The organism is Pseudoalteromonas sp. 4NS20-0020, from assembly GCF_057554385.1.
This window is the reverse complement of the sequence record NZ_BAAJMI010000001.1, coordinates 787,545-807,060: the sequence shown is the minus strand read 5'-3', so window position 1 is coordinate 807,060 and position 19,516 is coordinate 787,545. Positions and strand designations below refer to the sequence as shown.

The following is a 19,516-nucleotide window of genomic DNA, read 5'->3' as shown; positions in this document are numbered from 1 at the left end:
GGGTATCCAGCTAAAATACGCGTCCTTTAAGTGAGCAAGCTTGCTCCTTAATTCTGTTTCAAGCACATATTTGTGCCATTATCGAATTGAACACGAGGCTAAATTTCAATGAGCAAAAAGCTGCATATCAAAACCTGGGGTTGTCAGATGAACGAATACGACTCTCAGAAAATGGCTGAACTTTTAGATGCCACCAATGGCTACCAGCTAACTGAAGATGCAACAGATGCCGACGTAATCTTACTTAACACCTGTTCAATTCGTGAAAAAGCACAAGAAAAAGTATTTCACCAATTAGGCCGTTGGAAGTTGTTAAAAGACGACAAGCCTGAGCTAATTATTGGTGTAGGTGGCTGTGTTGCCTCTCAAGAAGGTGATTCTATTCGCCAGCGAGCTCCATTTGTAGATGTTATTTTTGGCCCACAAACACTGCACCGTTTACCTGAAATGATTAAGCAAGTGCAAGGTAATAAAGGTTCGTCTGTTGTTGATATTTCGTTCCCAGAAATTGAAAAGTTTGACCGCCTACCTGAGCCAAAAGCTGAGGGCCCTTCTGCGTTTGTATCAATAATGGAAGGGTGTTCTAAGTATTGTACCTTTTGTGTTGTACCTTATACTCGTGGCGAAGAAGTTAGCCGCCCAGTTGATGACGTGCTCCTTGAAGTGGCACAACTTGCAGAGCAAGGCGTGCGTGAAGTAAATCTATTAGGGCAAAATGTAAACGCATACCGTGGTGATACTCACGATGGCGACATTTGCTACTTCTCAGATTTAATTCGATTAATTGCTGCAATTGATGGTATTGACCGTATTCGTTATACAACATCGCACCCAGTAGAATTTACACCAGATATTATTGATGCATATGCTGACGTACCAGAGCTTGTAGATCACTTACACTTACCGGTACAAAGTGGCTCTGACCGTATACTAAACCTAATGAAACGCGGCCATACAGCACTTGAATACAAATCAACAATTAGAAAGCTGCGTAAAATTCGCCCTAACTTAAGCATGTCGTCAGATTTCATCATCGGTTTCCCAGGTGAGAGTAAAGCTGATTTTGAAGCCACGATGAACCTTATCAACGATATTGGGTTTGATATGAGCTTTAGCTTTATTTACAGCGCACGCCCTGGTACCCCTGCGGCGGATTTACCAGACGACGTAACTGAGCAAGAGAAAAAAGAACGCTTATACCTGTTACAGAACCGTATTACACAAATGGCACAGCACATTAGCCGCCAAATGTTCGATACAGAACAACGTATTTTGGTTGAAGGTCCATCGAAAAAGAATCCAATGGAATTACGCGGTCGTACCGAAAATAACCGTGTTGTTAACTTTGTTGGTCCACATTCGGTGATCGGCCAGTTCGTTGACGTACGTATTACTGAGGCGCTGCCTAACTCTTTACGTGGTGACTTAATTCGTACAGAATCAGAAATGAACTTACGACGCGATATCGCTCCATCAGCTATTTTAACCAAAGCAGCAAGCAGTGAGCCAAAACCAGAGACAGTTAACGAGATTGGCGTAGCTACTTTCGTTCCTTAGTCAATACACCTAGCGCCAGTAAATACTGGCGCCGTTCTATAGGAAGCAATTTTGAGTAATCAGTTAAAAACATTAGAGATTTATTTAGAACCTGCCGATAACAAACGCCTTTCTTCTTTATGTGGCCCGTTTGACGAAAACATCAAACAAATTGAACGCCGCCTAGCTGTTGAAATTATTCACCGTGACAACTTTTTTAAAGTAACGGGAAAGCTACTCAATAGTGCCTCTGCGGTCGAAATCTTAAAAAATCTATATGTTGATACTCAACCTGTGCGCGGTGTTATTGGTGAAATAGAACCTGATAATGTTCACTTGGCAATTACCGAATCTAAAGCCCTAGAGCAAGATGCTTCAAGCAGTGCATACGGCAAAGAAATGGTTATAAAAACGCGCCGTGGTGTTATTAAGCCCCGAAACGACAACCAAGGCCTTTACGTTGCCAATATATTAAACCACGACATTACTTTTGGTATAGGCCCTGCTGGTACAGGTAAAACCTATCTAGCAGTAGCTGCCGCAGTTGATGCCCTTGAACGACAAGAAATTCGTCGTATTTTGTTAACGCGTCCCGCTGTAGAAGCTGGTGAAAAGCTTGGTTTTTTACCTGGTGATTTAAGCCAAAAAATTGACCCATACCTGCGCCCGCTTTACGATGCGCTATTCGAGATGCTCGGTTTTGAAAAAGTCGAAAAGCTAATAGAAAAAAACATCATTGAAGTTGCACCCCTTGCCTATATGCGTGGTCGTACATTAAACGATGCGTTTATTATTTTAGATGAAAGTCAAAATACCACAGCAGAACAAATGAAAATGTTTTTAACCCGTATAGGGTTTAATTCAAAAGCGGTGATCACTGGTGATATAACCCAAGTTGATTTACCGCGCGGCACACGCTCTGGCCTACGCCATGCTATAGAAGTACTCGATAGTGTAGATGAAATTAGTTTTAATTACTTCAAAGCACACGATGTAGTGCGCCACCCTGTTGTTGCGCGTATTGTTGAAGCCTACGAGCGTAACGATGAGAGCGAGCGTTTGAAGCGAATTGAAAAGCAAAAAGCAAAAGACGAGCTAGCTGCTCAACTTAACTCTACTACTAAAGAGTAATACTTTGACAACCGAACTTGATTTACAAATAGCCTGTGAGTTTGACAACCTCCCTAGTGAAGCCCAATTTGCATTATGGGCTGATAAAGCGTTAAGCCAATATCGTGATGAGTCTGAACTCACCATAGTAATTAGCGACGAAGCGCAATCACAACAGCTTAATAACGACTACCGGGGTAAAAACAAACCCACTAACGTATTGTCGTTTGAATTTGAAGCGCCACCAGGAATAGAGCTTCCCCTTGTTGGTGACTTAGTTATTTGCCCAGCCATTGTATTGGCTGAAGCAGTGGAGCAAGAGAAGTCATTTCATGACCACTTTGCCCACATGGTCATTCATGGGTGCTTGCATTTACTTGGATTTGACCATATAAAGAGTGAAGACGCTTTGCAAATGGAAAGCATCGAAAAGCAATTACTTGCAGAGCTAAATATAGCAGACCCATACCGGGACGAAATTTAAATTAACGGAGCAATTAGACGCAATGAGCGACGGTAACTCGCAATCTAGCCAGGGTTCTTCTGGCAAAACGTGGTTGGGTAGAATAACCCAAATGCTGCAAGGGGAACCCCAGAATAGAGAAGAGCTGGTCGAAGTGATTGCCGATGCGCAAGAACGAGACGTAATCGATCCAGAAACAAAAGAAATGATTGAAGGTGTGCTTAGTGTATCTGAGCTTAAAGTGCGAGACATAATGATCCCGCGCTCACAAATGGTCACTCTTGAGATCGACAGCCCGCTTGAAGAGCTAATACCCATGATGGTTGACTCAACTCACTCACGCTTCCCTGTGGTGATTGAAGACAAAGATCACGTGGAAGGTTTTTTACTTGCTAAAGATTTGCTCCCGCTTATCTTAAATAAAGACGAGCATTTACCTTCAATACGCGATTACTTACGCCCTGCCATGGTCGTACCTGAGAGCAAACGTGTTGACACCCTGCTTAATGAATTTCGTCAGCAACGCTATCATATGGCTGTCGTTATTGATGAATACGGCGGCGTATCGGGACTCGTTACAATTGAAGATATTCTTGAAACCATTGTTGGGGAAATAGAAGACGAGCACGACGAAGAAGAAGAACAACAAGACATTCGTCAACTTGCAAAACACGTTCATGTTGTTCAGGCCTTAACGCCAGTAGATGACTTTAACGAGCACTTCAGCACAGGATATAGCACAGAAGAAGCCGACACTATTGGTGGCACCGTTTTACATGCATTTGGCCATATGCCCAGCCGTGGTGAAACAATAGACATAGATGGTTACCAATTTAAAGTAACCAATGCCGACAATCGTCGTATCTTGCAACTGCAAGTCACCGTTCCTAAGGCTGATGACACCGACAGTGAAGAAACTGCTAACTAGACTGACCCTATTAGCAAAAGATATAAAATCATGGCTCGCATTTATTGCGGGCCTTATTTTAACTTTTAGCTACTCCCCTTTTGAAATTTGGCCAATTGCATTTATTAGTATTGCAGCTGTCATTTTTTGTATTAATCCAAACAATACCGGAAAAGCCCATGCGAAGAATGCCGCTAAATATGGTTTTATATTTGGTTTAGGCTGGTTTGGTGCAGGTATTAGTTGGGTACATGTGTCTATAGCTACCTTTGGCGGTATGCCGCTTGTAGCCTCTTTTTCGTTAATGGCACTATTGTGCGGCTACTTAGCGCTTTATCCCGCCTTAGCGTTCTACTTAACAACTCGCTTTGCCACCAGCCCAAATAGCTTTGGTTTGCTGCTTATTAGCTTTTTTGCTCTTAGTGAATATTTACGGGGTGTGGTCCTTACCGGATTTCCGTGGTTAAGTTTTGGGTATACCCAAACCGATGGACCATTAAATATACTGGCCCCATACATTGGTGAATTTGGACTGACCTTAGTATGTATTGCCATTGGCTTTGCACTGTACCGATTAACACAAAAAGACATAAAGACCCCGCTGGTTACGCTCACTGTATTTACTGTTTTATGCATTGGTTCGCGTGCAACAAACACCGTAGAGTACTCAGGTAAGTCAATGTCGACTTTACTAGTACAAGGCAATATAAAGCAGCACCTTCGCTTTGAGCCTAGCGAGTTTTGGACCACCATGAGCAAATACCAAGACATGACTCGCCCACATTGGGATGCTGATTTAATTGTTTGGCCTGAAGCCGCAGTTCCTGAAATAGAAGCCCTTGCCGACAGCTACTTAGCTGGGCTAGATAGCGCAGCCTCATTTAATGAAACCGCCCTTATAACGGGCATTGTCGACTACCAAATCGATACTAAAACCATATTTAATACACTTATAGTGCTGGGTAACAAAGAGCGCGGCGACGAGCACGGCCATTATGAATACCTCGGTAAAAATCGCTATCAAAAACACCAGTTACTACCGATTGGAGAATTTGTACCGTTTCAAGATATTCTGCGCCCAATCGCACCTTTGTTTGATTTACCTATGTCGTCGTTTACGCGTGGCGACAGAATACAAAACAACTTGCGCGCCAATGGCTTTAATCTGCTCCCTGCTATTTGCTTCGAAATAGTATTTGCCGATTTAGTACGTGGCAATTATAAAACTAACTCAGACATATTATTTACTGTAAGTAACGACGCGTGGTTTGGTCAATCAATTGGGCCATTGCAACACATGCAAATTGCCCGCATGCGTGCCCTTGAGTTACAACGCCCGCTGGTACGTGTTACCAACAACGGTGTAAGCGCCGTATACGACCCGCTAAGCAATACACAACAAACCATGCCACAGTTTGAAGCCGCTGTATTAAAAGCCGATGTAAAATTGATACAAGGTAATAGTGTGTATAGCCAATATGGCAATGTGTTTGTATGGGGAATTGTGACGTTATTAGGGATTGGTGGGACTCTAATGCGATTTAAAAACTAAAAGTACTCAATATTTATGGGTCAAATTAGAGAATAAACTTGTGTGAAAAATTCATATTTAATTTTATTTACATTGAGTTACATATTATAAATTTATGTGTTTTAGTCTTATTTCATATTAGTTACTATCAATATACTAATAATAATTAAAATATTTATGAAAAAAGTAATAAGCATAGCAACCTTAGTCATATTATTGTTTGGCTGCGCTAATTCAGCTAAAAGTGACCTATCAAGACTAAAAAGTAATCCCGCCTGCTGTGTCAACTTAAGCGATATTGCATTTACAACACAGCAAATAAACAAGCTGACCTCTTATGATTTAAAGAACCAGCCTATTAGAGTTTTTAATGAAGCCAAAAGCCCATTCATTGCAATTGAAAAACCAAATAATAGTCGCTTCGCTCAAGTTTTTAGTTACGCCAATGGCGCATTTATTCAAACAGCAACGCTTGTTTACCCTGAGTTAATACTGTTAGATAAATCAAAGCAGATTATAAAACACCTTAAACCTTATGAGGCGTGGGAAAATGGTTTACCAACAACATTAGATTTAGCTGGTAACCTATATTACAAAACTCAATTTACTCTACCAGAGGAAGCCAAATACTTAATTTTTTATACTGATAGCAGTTTGAATAATAAAAAAACAACAATCAATTGGCGCTCACAAGTTGGTGGAAGTGAATATAGGCAACTTACCCTTACATCGTTCGCTAAAATTGGTATCAAATTACTTTAATTTTCAGGAGTTTTTATGAGATATATTTTTACCATTATTATCCTTGTCATATTAAGTGGATGTAAATCCTCACCAAACTACATGAATACGGGACAACTAAAAGCAAATTATCAGGTACTTGGATTTGGCGGTTTTTATGTTGAAGAAGATCTCACTTATTTTGAAAAACAATTAAAAAATCATTATAAAGCGCCAATAAAAAAAGCACTTGAAGCGCGTGGTTTTAAAGTAGTAGACGCCAGCGAAGTTTATACGGTATTTAATCAATTATTAGATAACGCTGAGAACTTATACGACCCGCTTACAGGACAAGCAAATGAAAACCTACGTAATGAACTCTGGAAAGAAGCACTTGCCACTACAAAAACAAACCTCGGTGTAAATGCTTTTGTGTTTGCAGGTGTTGATACTGTTCGCGCACATTTTACAAACAGTATTTTATTAGGCCACGTAGCCAAGTGGTATGGCCAAGAAGAGTCTTACCTTGAAGGTGGTGCCGATGGGGGTGATATATTCGTATCGTTATTTCAAAACGAACAAGGTTATGTGCCAGGAAGCAGAGTGTATATCAGAATTAGAGATGAGAAAGACACACTCTTAACTATGGGCTCTGGAGGTATTGAGTTAGTGGCACAATTTAACAGTGATGAAGAAATTATTGTGAAAGATGCCGCTAAATTATTTAAAGACCCTGCAAAATTGGATAGTGCATTACAGTTCGCATTAAAAACAATCGACACTTGGAAGACGAAAAAATGATTAAACACATGGTTGTCATCATCGTTTTACTCAATTTAGTCGGTTGCAAACTATTTCAATACAATAGCGACCCTAAAGTGATAGCGAATGGAATTAGAATCGCTAAACCGGCAACACATAGTAACCTAGCCTATATATGGTTACCAACAGCCAATACCGGTAACAAAGCACTCTATAGAGAAGCATTTGATAATAACGTAATTAACTTTTCAAAAAAATATAACTTAACTAACCTAAACCCTAAAGTTCAACCCATGTTTGATAACTTTATTATTGAACAAGGCGGTGCTTTTAACACAAAAACAGGCAAACTCGAATCAGGACGAGTGCAAGCAGCTATACAATTTACGTTTAACAGCATTAAGCAAACGTATCCAAATATTGGCAATTTGCTGGTTATCCACCCAAAAGAAAATTCAATTAAAATAGTAGACGGCACTGCAACTTGGAATGGTGTTGAGCAGCACGTATTGACAAGGTCAAGAGACTCAGTCGAATTCAGGCCTGCAATTAGTATCGCATTACAATATTATAATGACGTTGAAAAAAATAATTTTCATGAGGTTGGCCTAGATCTACATGCCCCTGACTTAACTGATAACGATAAATATGAGCAAATACTTAAGCATATTTTAACTCCTATTGTCTTGTTAAATACAAAAGTAAAATAGTCTTCGATCGTCCAATAATTAACTAAAACTTTAGCTAGTTATTGGGCTTTAATTTATAGTTATTTATCGATTTTCAATTACAACTGATTGTTGAAGTAATTTTCTCAATCCATAATACCAGCTAAGTGCAGCAACGGTACCGTGTGTTTCGTTTTCAAAGTAACGCTGTTTTACTGTTAATTTTTTACTTGGGTGATTCCTTAATTTATCTGCAAACGCTAATCCCCACTGATAATTTGTTTTACCTATTTCACCAAATGCTGTGGCGTTATTCGCAAACGTAAAATACACACCCCCTGCCATCTCTTTGTTTTCAAGTTGGTTATTTTTAAAGTAACGGTTTAAATAATTATTATCCCAAATGTAGGTAGCATCAATTATTAAGTAATCTGTAAATAATGTGTGATTAGTCAACAGTACGTAACTTGCAAATAAGCCACCAAAAGACTCACCAATTAATACCCGCTTATTTGATGTTCGGTAGTTTTTATTAATATGTGGAATAAGTTCTTTTTCAAAAAATGCACTGTAGTTTGCGGCATTGCCGATATTTTCAAACCTTTCTAATAATTTTTCGTTAAACGTCCAGTCAACATTGGTTGGGGTAAAGTCGCGCTCTCTTATTGCGTTTTGGCTGTTAGGAATAGCTACAATAATTGCTTGCTGTATTTGCTGCTCTAAACGCTCTGTACTTAACGCTTCTACCAGCCCTGCAACTGCTTTTAAATGTGTGCTATCACCATCAAGTAAGTAAACTACAGGGTATGTTTTATCAGTATTTTGGCTATAACTAGGTGGTAAGTAAACGCTATAAAATCGCCTCTCTTTTAAAATTCGAGACTCAATATGGTTATTCTTTGCTAACACAACCGACTCGGAAGCACTTGCACTGATTGCAAAAAATAAAGTGATAATCGTCAACATTAAAAACTTCACTAGCGTACCTATTGCCTATAACTATTAATTATTTAGCTTTTACGGTTTCTTCTACTGTTTCTATATTCACAATTTGCTTTACGCTACCTTGAATAACCACAGTCGCTGATATTTTATCTTGAATGGCTTGCCTGTTTGGGTCCCAATACACTTGTAAAAAGCCTAGTAACCCAGTGGCAAAACCCGCGCCATAACCACCGTAGCGGCCAAAGCAATCAAGCAAACCAAGTGGTTCGCCATTTAAGGCAACAACACGTATATTACACACCTTCTTACCGGGAGTTTGGCCACGCCAAAGTAATGAAAATAGCGTAAAGTAAACAGCAGCCCACCCAAAACCTAAGCCCAAGTCTTGGATAATACCTTTGCCCCACTGCAAAATACTGTTTGTGGTTGTTTGTGCGGGTTTATCTTCTGTTAACTGCGCAAGCTTTAATCCGTTATTTTCACCAAGCACTAATAATTGTAAAAATGCTTTTGCAAGTTGTGGGTTTTGTAGGTCGTCCATTTCGGCTAATTTGGGTACTTGCCCTATCAAATTATCAAGTGCATTTTGTTGACAAGATTGCTCACAGCTTTCGTCGTCTGTTTGCACTAAGTAGGCATTTACCTGCTTTTTTTCTGTGGAAGTAAGCTGAATGTCATCCTCTATTTTTAAGCCTTGAACAGTTAAGCCTTGAGCAGAGTCATCGCCTTCTAAGTAATCTATGCCAATTGAAAGCACAGCAAGAGCGCTTACAAATAAAATACTCGCCGCTACTATTTTTAATATTCTTCGCCATACACTCGACATTTTAGGAAGGTATTGCTGCGCAGTGCCTTTATAAAAAGCCATAGCAGCAACAAACGCAATTAAGGTGGCGCTAAGCTTTGCAGCTACAAATATTAGGGCAACATCTATTACTATTGCTAAAGCTCGTTTAAGAGGTGTTGCCAGAGGTATGCCTAACAGAGCGTTATCAACCTTAAATGCATAAGGGGTAATGACTTCTCTAGTTTCGGTTTTAGATAATTCTAATTGTTCTATTTCTTTTGCTTTCATTTTAATTCTTGTTATTAAAATAGGTAACGCGTTTAACTTACGCGCTTTTTATTTTTTGCTCAAGCTAATTCAAACAAGCGCTATTTACTGTTTGTTGCCTTCAAGGTGAAGGTAAAAGGGTGAGCGGGACGCAGAAGCTTTACTCGATTTTTATTTAGTCCACTAGGTTACAAACTTTGCGCAGTGACTAAAAACCCTCGATTTAACAAATTTTTTATCCTTAAAAGCCAGCAAGCCCTGCACGTTATTAATAAATTAGTTTAGGTTAAGTGAACAATTTATATATGTGATCGTATTAGTTTATCAAAACCCTTAGGAGCAACCCCAATGACCACTAAACAATTAGCCTCTCTTTTTATATTTAATACTTTGCTGCTAAGCGCAGAGGTTAACGCCAATCAGCGTTGGTACGTTGTAAACGATTCGGTCATGGGGGGCGTGTCTAATAGCCAAGTAAGCCATACAAAAGAGGCATTGGTATTTGAAGGTAATGTATCGCTTAAAAATAACGGAGGGTTTGCTTCTATCCGCACTGAGCTCAACACACAGGGCCAAAACGCAAATACTATTAATTTACGTGTTAAAGGTGATGGTCAAACGTATCAACTAAGGCTGCGTACATCCAACTACCTTGATGGACCTGCGTATACACACTCATTTAAAACAATAGAAAATGAATGGACTAACATTAATTTTACCCCAAGCGATTTTACGCTTACTTTTCGTGGTCGTACGCTAATGCAGCAACCGGTGATTGATTTTAGTGATATTAGACAACTTGGTTTTATGATTGCAGGAAAACAGGCGGGAAAATTTAAGCTTGAAATAGCACACATTGAATTTGCAGGTTAGTACGTCATGCTCACTTTTAATCGGTTAAAAGTGAGCATACACGGTAAGTTTACGACTCTATTGCAAGCAGTTCTACTTCAAAAATAAGCAGTGATGCTGGTGGAATACTCCCTACCCGCTTTTCGCCATAAGCCAACTGATGCGGTATATAAAACTGAAATTTATCTCCCGGGCTCATTAACTGTAACCCCTCGGTCCACCCTTTAATAACTTGGTGTAAACCAAAGCTGATAGGTGACTTGCGCTCTACTGAGCTATCAAACACAGTTCCGTCGATGAGTGTACCGTGGTAATGCACATTGACCATACTTGTTGGGCTAGGTGTGTTGCTGTTTTCTCCTTTGTGCAATACTTTATATTGCAGGCCAGATGCAGTTTCTAATACACCATCTACCTTAGCGTTTGCCACTAAATAGTCGCTTTCAATTTGCGCATTAGCAATCGACTGTTGTTTGGCCTTTTTACTGTTTTTAAATATTAAAACGCACAAAATAGCGATCACAACCGCCAAAATAATATTGATCATAATTAGTTTTTCTCGTCTTCTAGTTTTTCGTTTTCTAGCTCGTCATCCGCATCGTCTTCGTTATCGCCATTAACAATATCGGCAATCTCTTTTAAACGCGCAAGTGCGATGCCGTTTACTGAACTTTCAGGGTATACATCGTCGATGAGTTCGCCCGCTTCAATATCCATCAGTAAGTTTAGCGCCTGATCGACCGTCTCTACTGCGTAAATATTAAATTTGCCTTGCTCTACTGCATTGAGTATTTCGTCGTCTAAAACCAAATTAACTTGGTTTGACTTAGGAATAATGACGCCTTGCTCACCCGTTAAGCCGCGCATTTTACACAACTTAAAAAAGCCTTCTATCTTCTCGTTTACACCACCAATAGCTTGTACATCACCATGTTGGTTTATAGAGCCGGTAAGCGCAATTGATTGGCTTATTGGTAAGCTTGTAATAGCCGAAATTAACGCGCAAAGCTCAGCCAACGAGGCACTATCGCCGTCTATGTAGCCATAGCTTTGTTCTATTGCAATGTTTGCGCTGAGCGTAAGGCTAAACTGCTGGGCATATTTATTACCTAAATAACCGGTAAGTAACATCACGCCTTTAGAGTGAATAGCTTTACCCAGTTCTGCTTCGCGCTCTACGTCTATTACGCCATCAGCGCCGGCGTATACCGTGGCAGTAATTCGCGCCGGTGTACCAAACGACGTATCACCAATGTGCAGTACCGTTAAGCCATTTACTTTACCAATGGCTTGTCCGGTTGTAGCAATTAACGTGTGGCCTTCTTTGATATCACTGAGCATATTTTCACTAATTTGACCGGTGCGGTATTGCTTACCCTCAATGGCTTCATCAATATGATGCGCATCAATAACCGTTAGCTTATCTTGTTTTGCGTAATAACTTGCCTCAGCCACCAGCTCTAACACATCAGCAAAACGCGCTGAAAGCTTGTTATGATGCTCAGCTTGGCGATAACTAAATTTAAGCAATCTCACCATAGCGGCTTGCGTTGTGGTGCACTTAAGCGTTTTTTCGCAGTACTCTGTCACTTTAGTAATAAACTGGTACTGTAACTTATCACTGCTTGGTAAATAGTAATCAAAGTCTGCTAGTACTCTGAATAGCTCTGCGAATTCTTCATCGTATTCACCTATGGTGTAATACAAATCGCGCGAGCCTAATAAAATAATTTTTACATCAAGTGGGATCAATTGCGGGCGAAGCGTAAAGCTCGTGCCTACTGTACTATCTTGATATGGTAAGTCATTTTTAATTTGGTGCATTTTCAGCGATAACTTTAGCCCATCCCACACTTGCGGGTTAGCCATTACTTTTTCAGCATCCATTATCAAATAACCGCCATTTGCACGGTGTAATGCACCGGGCTGAATTGAGCGGTAGCTGGTGATTAGTGTACCTTGTGAAGTGGCATACTCTATTTTGCCAAATAAATTACCAAAGGTAGGGTTAGGCTCGTACACCACGGGGGCTGCATCGTCTTCTTTAAACTCGACTAAAATATTGGGTGCAAAAAAGTCAGTGAGCATGCCTTTACGATCAAAGTCTTCTTTATTCTCTTCGTTTTCGTCTTCATCGTCTAGCCATTCAAGTACAGCATCTATAATTTCTACACGTATGTCTTTTAAATAGCGAAGCACGCCAATATGTGTGGCGTATTTATGTTCTAAATCTTTTAACAGTGGTTTAGTTGCTTGCTCAGCGGTCGACTTTTTAAGGTTGCGGAGTTTTTCTTTAGATTCACGTTTCCAACGCGGCAACTCTATCAGTGCTTCAATTAACGCATCTTCTAGTTTTTCTATTTTCTCAAAAAACGCTTCGCGAAGTTCATCTTCTAGTTCTGCAAACTCGCTATCACTCAACTGCTTGCCATCTATAAGTGGCGCAAAGCCCACTGAGCTTTTTTCTTCAACAAGTGCAACACTTTGCTCAAGCGCAGCCACTTCAACGGCAGTAATTGCGCTGTCGTAAGCATCATTAAATTCACGATCAATTGATTTTTTCTTTCGCTGGTAAGCAGGGTTATCAAATGCGGCTGGAAACGTGTCGAGCACTTCGTCTAAAAACGAGTCTATATCGTCACTCAATTGTTTGCTTTGCCCTGCCTGCATAAACAATGCTATTGGCTCGCGATGGTCGTCGTAGTTATTAACATACAACCATTCGTTTGGGGTTACTCGGCCTTTGGCATGCTGTTTTAGTTTGTCCTTTACGAGTGTGTAACGCCCATGTGCGGCTTCGCCCATAACGTAAACGTTATAACCAGGTAATTCCATCCCCAGCGAAAAGTCGAGCGCACTTTGTGCACGTTGTTGCCCAATAAAATTGAGTTGCTCTGGGTAGGGATTATTCATGCACGTCAGTACGTGATTAGCAGAAATACTAGGTGCAAGCGTTGATACAGATAGTGGCAGCAGTTTTTTCGTCATTCTAACTTCTTTATATACCAGCATAATCGCTGGCTTTTGGGCGTATTAAGTGGCCAGCAGCCACTTAATACATATGCTTAAGGGTGCAGTGCCTTACGACTAAAATAGATTCCATCACACTCAATACACGGTAAAATTTGTGTGGCGTGATAAACATCGTAACTATGAGTGCAATTCTTACATACTAATGTGCCCATGGCTATCCATTCACCTGCGTGATACACCCCATTATGTTTAAAATCTTGGTTTAAGGATTGCCATTCCAGCTGAGTTTTGTCTTCTATATGTGAAAGTTCAAACCATAAAGATTCTTTAAGCTCTTGCCATGCAAGCGAATTATAGTGGGAATCGTTCTCGCTAAGGTGCTCTATGTCACGTTTTAAGTAGTTGCGGTAGAGCTGATACTTTTCCTCACCTAAATTTTTAAGTGCTTGCTCTGATTCAACAAAACGAGTTACCGCATCTTTTACCTCATGATCTTTGATGTCTTTTAGCCACGCGCTTAAATCACTAAGCCATGCTTTATAATCTGCCATTATGTACTCCTTCAAAATTGCTAATAAACGAGTTGGATTGACGCAATATTTATGAATCTTTGCTCAGGCCACTAAGTGACATTTTATAATGTGATTAGAAAACCCTAAACTGAGCAAATTTCAATCTACACAGGTCAACACGCCTGACGTTTAACATAGATAAGTATAGGTTAACCTGACATGAAGGTTACAATTTAGCAAAACGGTGTTTTTGACGCTGTGAATAGTGCTTTATTTGGGTTATCCTATCGGCAATTTTTTATTAGTTTGCAAGAAGTCTGGAATCGTAGATGCAAGAGCAATATAACCCGCAAGATATAGAGTCAAAAGTACAAAGCTACTGGGAAGAAAACCAAGTATTTAAAGTCACTGAAGATGAGAGCAAAGAAAAATATTACTGTCTTTCTATGTTCCCTTATCCGAGTGGTCGACTGCATATGGGTCATGTGCGTAACTACACCATTGGTGATGTTGTTTCTCGTTTCCAGCGCCTGCAAGGCAAAAACGTAATGCAGCCTATGGGTTGGGATGCGTTTGGTTTACCAGCAGAAAACGCCGCTATTAAAAATAAAACAGCGCCTGCAAAGTGGACTTACGAAAACATTGATTACATGCGTAACCAACTTAAGCAATTAGGTTTTGGTTACGATTGGGATCGTGAAATTGCAACGTGTCACCCAGAGTACTATAAGTGGGAGCAGTGGTTTTTTACTAAGCTTTACGAAAAAGGCTTAGTGTACAAAAAAATGTCGACCGTAAACTGGGATCCGGTTGATCAAACTGTACTTGCTAACGAACAAGTCATTGACGGTCGCGGTTGGCGCTCTGGCGCTGTGGTTGAGCAAAAAGAAATCCCGCAGTGGTTTATTAAGATTACCGACTACGCACAAGAGCTTTTAGACGATTTAGACAAATTAGACGACTGGCCTGAGCAAGTTAAAACCATGCAGCGCAATTGGATTGGCCGCTCTGAAGGTTTAGACATTGAGTTTACGCGTACCGATAACAACGAAAAGTTTAGCGTATACACCACTCGCCCAGATACTTTTATGGGTGTAACTTATCTTGCCGTTGCCGGTGGCCACCCTATTGCCCAAGAAGCAGCTAAAAACAGCGATGCGATTGCAATGTTTGTTGAAGAATGCAAAAACACCAAAGTAGCCGAAGCAGATATGGCAACAATGGAGAAAAAAGGCATTGCAACAGGCTTTTACGCAACTCACCCATTAACAGGCAAGCAAGTGCCTATTTGGGTGGCTAACTTTGTGCTTATGCATTACGGCTCAGGCGCAGTAATGGCAGTACCTGCCCACGACCAACGTGACTTTGAGTTTGCAAATGCATACGGCCTAGATATTAAACAAGTTATTGCGCCTGTTGAAGGCTCAGACTTTGAAGTAAACCTAGCGCAAGAAGCATTCACCGAAAAAGGTGTATTAGTAAACTCTGGCGAATTTGATGGATTAGACTTTTCAGCAGCGTTTAATGCGATTGCCGACAAACTAGAAGCACTAGGCGTGGGTGAGCGTAAAGTAAACTTCCGTTTACGTGACTGGGGTGTTAGCCGCCAACGTTATTGGGGCTCTCCAATTCCAATGCTGAGCGACGAAAACGGCAACGAGCTTGCTGCAACAGAAGATATGTTACCAGTTCGCTTACCAGAAGACGTGGTAATGAATGGTGTAACATCACCAATAAAAGCAGACCCTGAGTGGGCTAAAACCACAGTAAACGGCGTACCTGCTACTCACGAAACTGACACCTTCGATACTTTTATGGAATCGTCTTGGTATTACGCACGTTACTGTAGCCCACGTTACGACGAAGGCATGTTAGACCCAGCAGCCGCTAACTATTGGTTACCTGTAAACCAATACATAGGTGGTATTGAACACGCAATTTTACACTTATTGTACTCACGCTTTTTCCATAAACTATTACGTGACTTTGGTTTAGTAAATTCAGACGAGCCATTTGACCGCTTACTATGTCAAGGCATGGTATTGGCTGAAACGTTCTATCGTAAAGATGAGAAAGGTGGTGATATTTGGATTTCACCAAGCGATGTAGAAACAGAAACTGACGAAAAAGGTCGAGTTACTAAAGCATGGCACAAGGAAGATGGCGAACCAGTATTTTCTTCAGGCATGAGCAAAATGTCTAAGTCTAAAAATAACGGTATAGACCCACAACAAGTAATTGCACAATACGGTGCTGATACAGTGCGTTTATTCATGATGTTTACTGCACCACCAGAACAAACACTTGAATGGTCAGACTCTGGCGTTGAAGGCGCACACAGATTCTTAAAACGTGTATGGAAATACGCAGTAGACGTGAAAGCGGCAGGTTACCAAGCACTTGAAAAGTCTGCGCTTACTAACCCACAAAAAGTACTTCGTCGCGAATTACACAAAGCCATTGCAAAGGTAAGCGATGATGTTGAACGCCGTCAAACGTTTAACACGGCAATTGCTGCCATCATGGAGCTGTCTAATAAGTTAATAAAAGCGCCACTTAACGATGCACAAGACATTGCCATTGCAAACGAGGCACTTGAAGCGTTAATCATTATGCTTGCCCCTATTACGCCGCATTTATCTCATGAGTTGTGGGAAGAACTAGGTAAAGACGGTGATATTTTAGATGCAGCATGGCCAATAGTTGACGAATCAGCCTTAGTTGAAGATGAAAAGCTCATCATCGTTCAAGTAAACGGTAAACTTCGCGCTAAGCTAACTGTGGCAGCAGATGCAACACAAGAACAAGTAGAAACACTTGCCTTTGCAGAAGCAAACGTAACTAAGTTTACTGATGGTAAAACCATTCGTAAGATCATTTACGTGCCAGGTAAACTACTTAACGTGGTTGCTAACTAATATGGCTGTATTTAAGGCCATTAAAAACGGGCTAGCCTTAGCGCTAGTCTGTTTTTTGTTATCTAGTTGTGGGTTTCACTTAAAGCAAGCGTCAAGCCTGCCTGATAATCTAAAACTCATTACGCTTATTGGTGATGACGAAAAATCAGCTTTATTTGAACAGCTACAAAAAGAGCTGTTAGCAAGTGAAGTTGAACTTACCTCTTCATCTAAAAACGTAGCGCAGCTGTATTTACGTAAAGAAACCATAGAACGCCAAACGTTGTCGTTATTTAAAAATGGCCAGGTTGCTGAATACGAACTTGCCTATGGCGTTTCATATGTTCTAAAACACCCCAATAAAGATGCTATAGAAAAACGCTTTGAGCTTTATAGAAATTATCAAGACGACCCCGATAACGCACTTGCCAAAGCCAAAGAGCTAGAGCTGCTAATTAACGAAATTCGTAAGCAAGCAAGTCGCCGTATTGTTAGAGAGCTGTCGCAACTGTAATGCGCTGTTACGCTAATCAATTACCTAACGAGTTAAACAAAGGCTTAAAACCTTTTTACCTAGTTTTTGGTGAAGAGCCTTTTCAAGAAGCACAGTGTGTTCAGCTAATCCGCGATACTGCCAAAGCACAAGGCTTTGATGAAGTCATTAAATTTACTTTAATGCAAGGATTTGATTGGCAAGAAATAATAGCGCAATATCAAAGCATGTCGTTATTTAGTGCACGCACTATTATTGAGTTTGATCTAAACCAGCAAAAGCCCGGTGTAATTGGTAGTAATACCTTTAAGCGTGTCGTTGAGCTTGTTAACCCCGACACGATACTAATTATTAAAGGTGCAAAAGCGAGCCAAGAAGTACAACGCGGTGCCTGGTTTAAAGCGCTCGACAAACAAGGTGTATTTGTACCTTGTTACCCACTGACTGGCTCGCACGTAAAACAATGGCTTGATGAGCAATGTCAACGCTTGGCTCTTAACATGCAAAATGATGCCAAATTAAGCCTTATCAATGCTACAGAAGGTAACCTTCTAGCGTGTTTTCAGGAACTTGAAAAGCTCTCCTTACTGCATGGCAACGCACTTATTACCCAGCAATTGGTTATGCAAGGGTTATTAAATCAAGCCAAATTTGATATTTTTGATTTAAGCGATGCCTTATTAAATGGTCATGCCAAGCAAGCCATTAAAGTTTTAAACAAATTAGCCAGTGACAACACTGAAGTAGTGAGTATATTGTGGGCGATTACAAAAGAGCTCAACACCTTGATGAATGTGCAATTGGGATTGTTAAATGGTGAGCCAATCGCCAGCTTATTTAAACAAAATGCCATTTGGAAAAATCAGCAAGGGCCGGTGCAAAATGCCGTTAATCGCCTAAATATTACTGTACTTGAGCAAATTAATAGTGACATTGCTTTATTTGATGCAAGCTATAAACAAGGCAACTTAATTGCTCCTTATCAGGCACTTGCACATATTTGTATTAAGTTTTGTCAACCGCTCGATATTCCTATGCCGCGTCACAGCCTTAATTAGTTGCTTAACCTGTTGGACAAAAAAATGATTGCTATTTTTGGTGGCACCTTCGACCCCGTTCATCTAGGCCATATTAATATGGCTCAGCAATGTGTAAGCGCATTTAATTTAAGCACATTGTATTTTATGCCCTGCGCACTACCTGCCCACAAAGCGGCACCAGGTATAAGCACAGAACATCGTGTTAATATGCTCAATGCGGCGATTAAACCGTACCCTCATTTTGCACTCGATTTAAGAGAGCTAGATCGTTCAGGCCCATCATACTCATTACTTAGCCTGCAAGAACTGCGTAAAGAGTACCCAAGCACACCTATATTATTTTTGATTGGAATGGATTCATTTAATTCTCTTGATAAGTGGTTTGAATGGCAAACAATTACTGAGCTTTGCCATATTGTGGTATATCAACGACCAGCGCAGAGTTGTCAGGTAAAAGGTGAGCTTAAACACTACATGCAGCATGCCCTCGTGGATGACCCCGCTCTTATTGCAGAGCATTTAGGTGGTAAACTTTACTTTTTACCGGGTAAAATGCTTGATGCAGCTTCCAGTTCTATTCGTGATGATCTTAAAAAAAGTAACAAAAAGAATGAACTATTACCCGATGCCGTGAGTCATTACATACAAATGCATCAGCTATATCAAATTGATGCTTAAAAATGCCTAGCGTGTTAAAATACGCGCCATTAAATTTTTAAATTGAGACAAAACCTTGGATTCAAAACAACTACTCGCCTTTGCAATGGATAAAATTGACGATATGAAAGCGCGTGACATCGTTGACATAGACGTAACTGATAAATCAGACATTACCGATTACATGGTAATTTGTACTGGCACGTCTAAACGCCACGTTCAATCAATCGCTGACCACTTAGCAAAAGAAGCACGTCATGCAGATTCAGAGCCATTAGGCTATGAAGGCGAAAATGACGGCGAATGGGCACTGGTTGATTTAGGCGATGTGGTTGTACACGTGATGCAAACTGAAGCACGTAGCTATTACGATCTAGAAAAACTGTGGGGCTAACC

19 protein-coding genes are annotated in these 19,516 nt (G+C 40.5%); 14 read left to right on the top strand and 5 right to left on the bottom strand.

The window, feature by feature from the left end:
* Nucleotides 1-108 precede the first annotated feature (108 nt).
* From miaB to AC27JL_RS03695, 8 genes are all read left to right on the top strand, one after another.
* Nucleotides 109-1,557 (top strand): tRNA (N6-isopentenyl adenosine(37)-C2)-methylthiotransferase MiaB, encoded by a 1,449-nt coding sequence (miaB, locus tag AC27JL_RS03730; RefSeq protein ID WP_010556002.1) that lies wholly within the window; start codon nt 109-111, stop codon nt 1,555-1,557.
* 51 nt (nt 1,558-1,608) lie between these two features.
* A complete protein-coding gene (locus AC27JL_RS03725; RefSeq protein ID WP_006793414.1) occupies nt 1,609-2,667 on the top strand; it encodes a PhoH family protein in 1,059 nt (352 codons plus the stop codon).
* Between the two features lie 4 nt (nt 2,668-2,671).
* The gene (gene ybeY, locus AC27JL_RS03720; RefSeq protein WP_006793413.1) at nt 2,672-3,130 is read left to right on the top strand and encodes an rRNA maturation RNase YbeY; all 459 of its coding nucleotides are present in this window, start codon (nt 2,672-2,674) and stop codon (nt 3,128-3,130) included.
* Nucleotides 3,131-3,152: 22 nt separating this feature from the next.
* On the top strand, nt 3,153-4,037 hold the full coding sequence (gene corC, locus AC27JL_RS03715; RefSeq protein WP_006793412.1) for a CNNM family magnesium/cobalt transport protein CorC: 885 nt from the start codon (nt 3,153-3,155) through the stop codon (nt 4,035-4,037).
* On the top strand, nt 4,018-5,568 hold the full coding sequence (gene lnt / locus AC27JL_RS03710) for an apolipoprotein N-acyltransferase (protein ID WP_487194826.1): 1,551 nt from the start codon (nt 4,018-4,020) through the stop codon (nt 5,566-5,568). The genes corC and lnt overlap by 20 nt, the downstream gene beginning before the upstream one ends.
* Before the next feature lie 156 nt (nt 5,569-5,724).
* Nucleotides 5,725-6,309 (top strand): hypothetical protein, encoded by a 585-nt coding sequence (locus tag AC27JL_RS03705; protein ID WP_487194825.1) that lies wholly within the window; start codon nt 5,725-5,727, stop codon nt 6,307-6,309.
* A gap of 15 nt (nt 6,310-6,324) precedes the next feature.
* The gene (locus tag AC27JL_RS03700) at nt 6,325-7,068 is read left to right on the top strand and encodes a hypothetical protein (RefSeq protein WP_487194824.1); all 744 of its coding nucleotides are present in this window, start codon (nt 6,325-6,327) and stop codon (nt 7,066-7,068) included.
* Complete coding sequence (locus AC27JL_RS03695) at nt 7,065-7,739, top strand: hypothetical protein (protein WP_487194823.1); 675 nt, start codon at nt 7,065-7,067, stop codon at nt 7,737-7,739. The genes AC27JL_RS03700 and AC27JL_RS03695 overlap by 4 nt, the downstream gene beginning before the upstream one ends.
* Nucleotides 7,740-7,802: 63 nt before the next feature.
* On the opposite strand, the gene AC27JL_RS03690 is transcribed toward AC27JL_RS03695, so the two are convergent.
* Together AC27JL_RS03690 and AC27JL_RS03685 are read right to left on the bottom strand one after the other, a co-directional pair.
* On the bottom strand, nt 7,803-8,663 hold the full coding sequence (locus AC27JL_RS03690) for an alpha/beta hydrolase (protein WP_487194856.1): 861 nt from the start codon (nt 8,661-8,663) through the stop codon (nt 7,803-7,805).
* Nucleotides 8,664-8,703: 40 nt separating this feature from the next.
* Nucleotides 8,704-9,717, bottom strand: coding sequence for an RDD family protein (locus tag AC27JL_RS03685; RefSeq protein ID WP_487194822.1), 1,014 nt, complete (start codon nt 9,715-9,717; stop codon nt 8,704-8,706).
* 327 nt (nt 9,718-10,044) lie between these two features.
* Between AC27JL_RS03685 and AC27JL_RS03680 the strand changes: the two genes are divergently transcribed.
* A complete protein-coding gene (locus AC27JL_RS03680) occupies nt 10,045-10,569 on the top strand; it encodes a CIA30 family protein (protein WP_487194821.1) in 525 nt (174 codons plus the stop codon).
* A 49-nt stretch (nt 10,570-10,618) separates the two neighbouring features.
* On the opposite strand, the gene bamJ is transcribed toward AC27JL_RS03680, so the two are convergent.
* The 3 genes from bamJ to AC27JL_RS03665 all read right to left on the bottom strand — a co-directional run bounded on the left by bamJ (nt 10,619) and on the right by AC27JL_RS03665 (nt 14,072).
* A complete protein-coding gene (gene bamJ / locus AC27JL_RS03675; protein ID WP_008128159.1) occupies nt 10,619-11,095 on the bottom strand; it encodes a BamJ family beta-barrel-assembly machinery protein in 477 nt (158 codons plus the stop codon).
* 2 nt (nt 11,096-11,097) lie between these two features.
* Entirely contained in the window at nt 11,098-13,536 is a 2,439-nt protein-coding gene (locus AC27JL_RS03670) for a Lon protease family protein (RefSeq protein WP_410900113.1), read from the bottom strand.
* 77 nt (nt 13,537-13,613) lie between these two features.
* Nucleotides 13,614-14,072 carry a zinc ribbon-containing protein gene (locus AC27JL_RS03665; protein ID WP_010555995.1) on the bottom strand — a complete coding sequence of 153 codons (459 nt, stop codon included), beginning with the start codon at nt 14,070-14,072 and terminating at the stop codon, nt 13,614-13,616.
* A gap of 290 nt (nt 14,073-14,362) precedes the next feature.
* Here AC27JL_RS03665 and leuS point away from each other — a divergent pair, with 290 nt between their 5' ends.
* From leuS to rsfS, 5 genes are read left to right on the top strand one after another with little or no spacing between them, the layout of a single operon-like run.
* A complete protein-coding gene (gene leuS / locus AC27JL_RS03660; RefSeq protein ID WP_487194819.1) occupies nt 14,363-16,951 on the top strand; it encodes a leucine--tRNA ligase in 2,589 nt (862 codons plus the stop codon).
* A 1-nt stretch (nt 16,952) separates the two neighbouring features.
* On the top strand, nt 16,953-17,444 hold the full coding sequence (locus AC27JL_RS03655; RefSeq protein WP_006793400.1) for an LPS-assembly lipoprotein LptE: 492 nt from the start codon (nt 16,953-16,955) through the stop codon (nt 17,442-17,444).
* Complete coding sequence (gene holA, locus AC27JL_RS03650) at nt 17,444-18,481, top strand: DNA polymerase III subunit delta (protein WP_487194818.1); 1,038 nt, start codon at nt 17,444-17,446, stop codon at nt 18,479-18,481. The genes AC27JL_RS03655 and holA overlap by 1 nt, the downstream gene beginning before the upstream one ends.
* Before the next feature lie 24 nt (nt 18,482-18,505).
* Nucleotides 18,506-19,141: a nicotinate-nucleotide adenylyltransferase gene (gene nadD / locus AC27JL_RS03645; protein ID WP_487194817.1), complete on the top strand. Its 636-nt coding sequence runs from the start codon at nt 18,506-18,508 to the stop codon at nt 19,139-19,141.
* Nucleotides 19,142-19,196: 55 nt separating this feature from the next.
* Nucleotides 19,197-19,514: a ribosome silencing factor gene (rsfS, locus tag AC27JL_RS03640; protein WP_006793397.1), complete on the top strand. Its 318-nt coding sequence runs from the start codon at nt 19,197-19,199 to the stop codon at nt 19,512-19,514.
* Nucleotides 19,515-19,516 lie beyond the last annotated feature (2 nt).

What these genes read in the sequence shown, in the direction of transcription:
- miaB (WP_010556002.1), top strand. Translation starts at nt 109, where the DNA reads ATGAGCAAAAAGCTGCATATCAAAACCTGGGGTTGTCAGATGAACGAA.
- AC27JL_RS03665 (WP_010555995.1), bottom strand. Translation starts at nt 14,072, where the DNA reads ATGGCAGATTATAAAGCATGGCTTAGTGATTTAAGCGCGTGGCTAAAA.
- AC27JL_RS03685 (WP_487194822.1), bottom strand. Translation starts at nt 9,717, where the DNA reads ATGAAAGCAAAAGAAATAGAACAATTAGAATTATCTAAAACCGAAACT.
- AC27JL_RS03690 (WP_487194856.1), bottom strand. Translation starts at nt 8,663, where the DNA reads ATGTTGACGATTATCACTTTATTTTTTGCAATCAGTGCAAGTGCTTCC.
- corC (WP_006793412.1), top strand. Translation starts at nt 3,153, where the DNA reads ATGAGCGACGGTAACTCGCAATCTAGCCAGGGTTCTTCTGGCAAAACG.
- holA (WP_487194818.1), top strand. Translation starts at nt 17,444, where the DNA reads ATGCGCTGTTACGCTAATCAATTACCTAACGAGTTAAACAAAGGCTTA.
- AC27JL_RS03695 (WP_487194823.1), top strand. Translation starts at nt 7,065, where the DNA reads ATGATTAAACACATGGTTGTCATCATCGTTTTACTCAATTTAGTCGGT.
- AC27JL_RS03670 (WP_410900113.1), bottom strand. Translation starts at nt 13,536, where the DNA reads ATGACGAAAAAACTGCTGCCACTATCTGTATCAACGCTTGCACCTAGT.
- AC27JL_RS03655 (WP_006793400.1), top strand. Translation starts at nt 16,953, where the DNA reads ATGGCTGTATTTAAGGCCATTAAAAACGGGCTAGCCTTAGCGCTAGTC.
- AC27JL_RS03705 (WP_487194825.1), top strand. Translation starts at nt 5,725, where the DNA reads ATGAAAAAAGTAATAAGCATAGCAACCTTAGTCATATTATTGTTTGGC.
- bamJ (WP_008128159.1), bottom strand. Translation starts at nt 11,095, where the DNA reads ATGATCAATATTATTTTGGCGGTTGTGATCGCTATTTTGTGCGTTTTA.
- nadD (WP_487194817.1), top strand. Translation starts at nt 18,506, where the DNA reads ATGATTGCTATTTTTGGTGGCACCTTCGACCCCGTTCATCTAGGCCAT.
- leuS (WP_487194819.1), top strand. Translation starts at nt 14,363, where the DNA reads ATGCAAGAGCAATATAACCCGCAAGATATAGAGTCAAAAGTACAAAGC.
- AC27JL_RS03680 (WP_487194821.1), top strand. Translation starts at nt 10,045, where the DNA reads ATGACCACTAAACAATTAGCCTCTCTTTTTATATTTAATACTTTGCTG.
- AC27JL_RS03700 (WP_487194824.1), top strand. Translation starts at nt 6,325, where the DNA reads ATGAGATATATTTTTACCATTATTATCCTTGTCATATTAAGTGGATGT.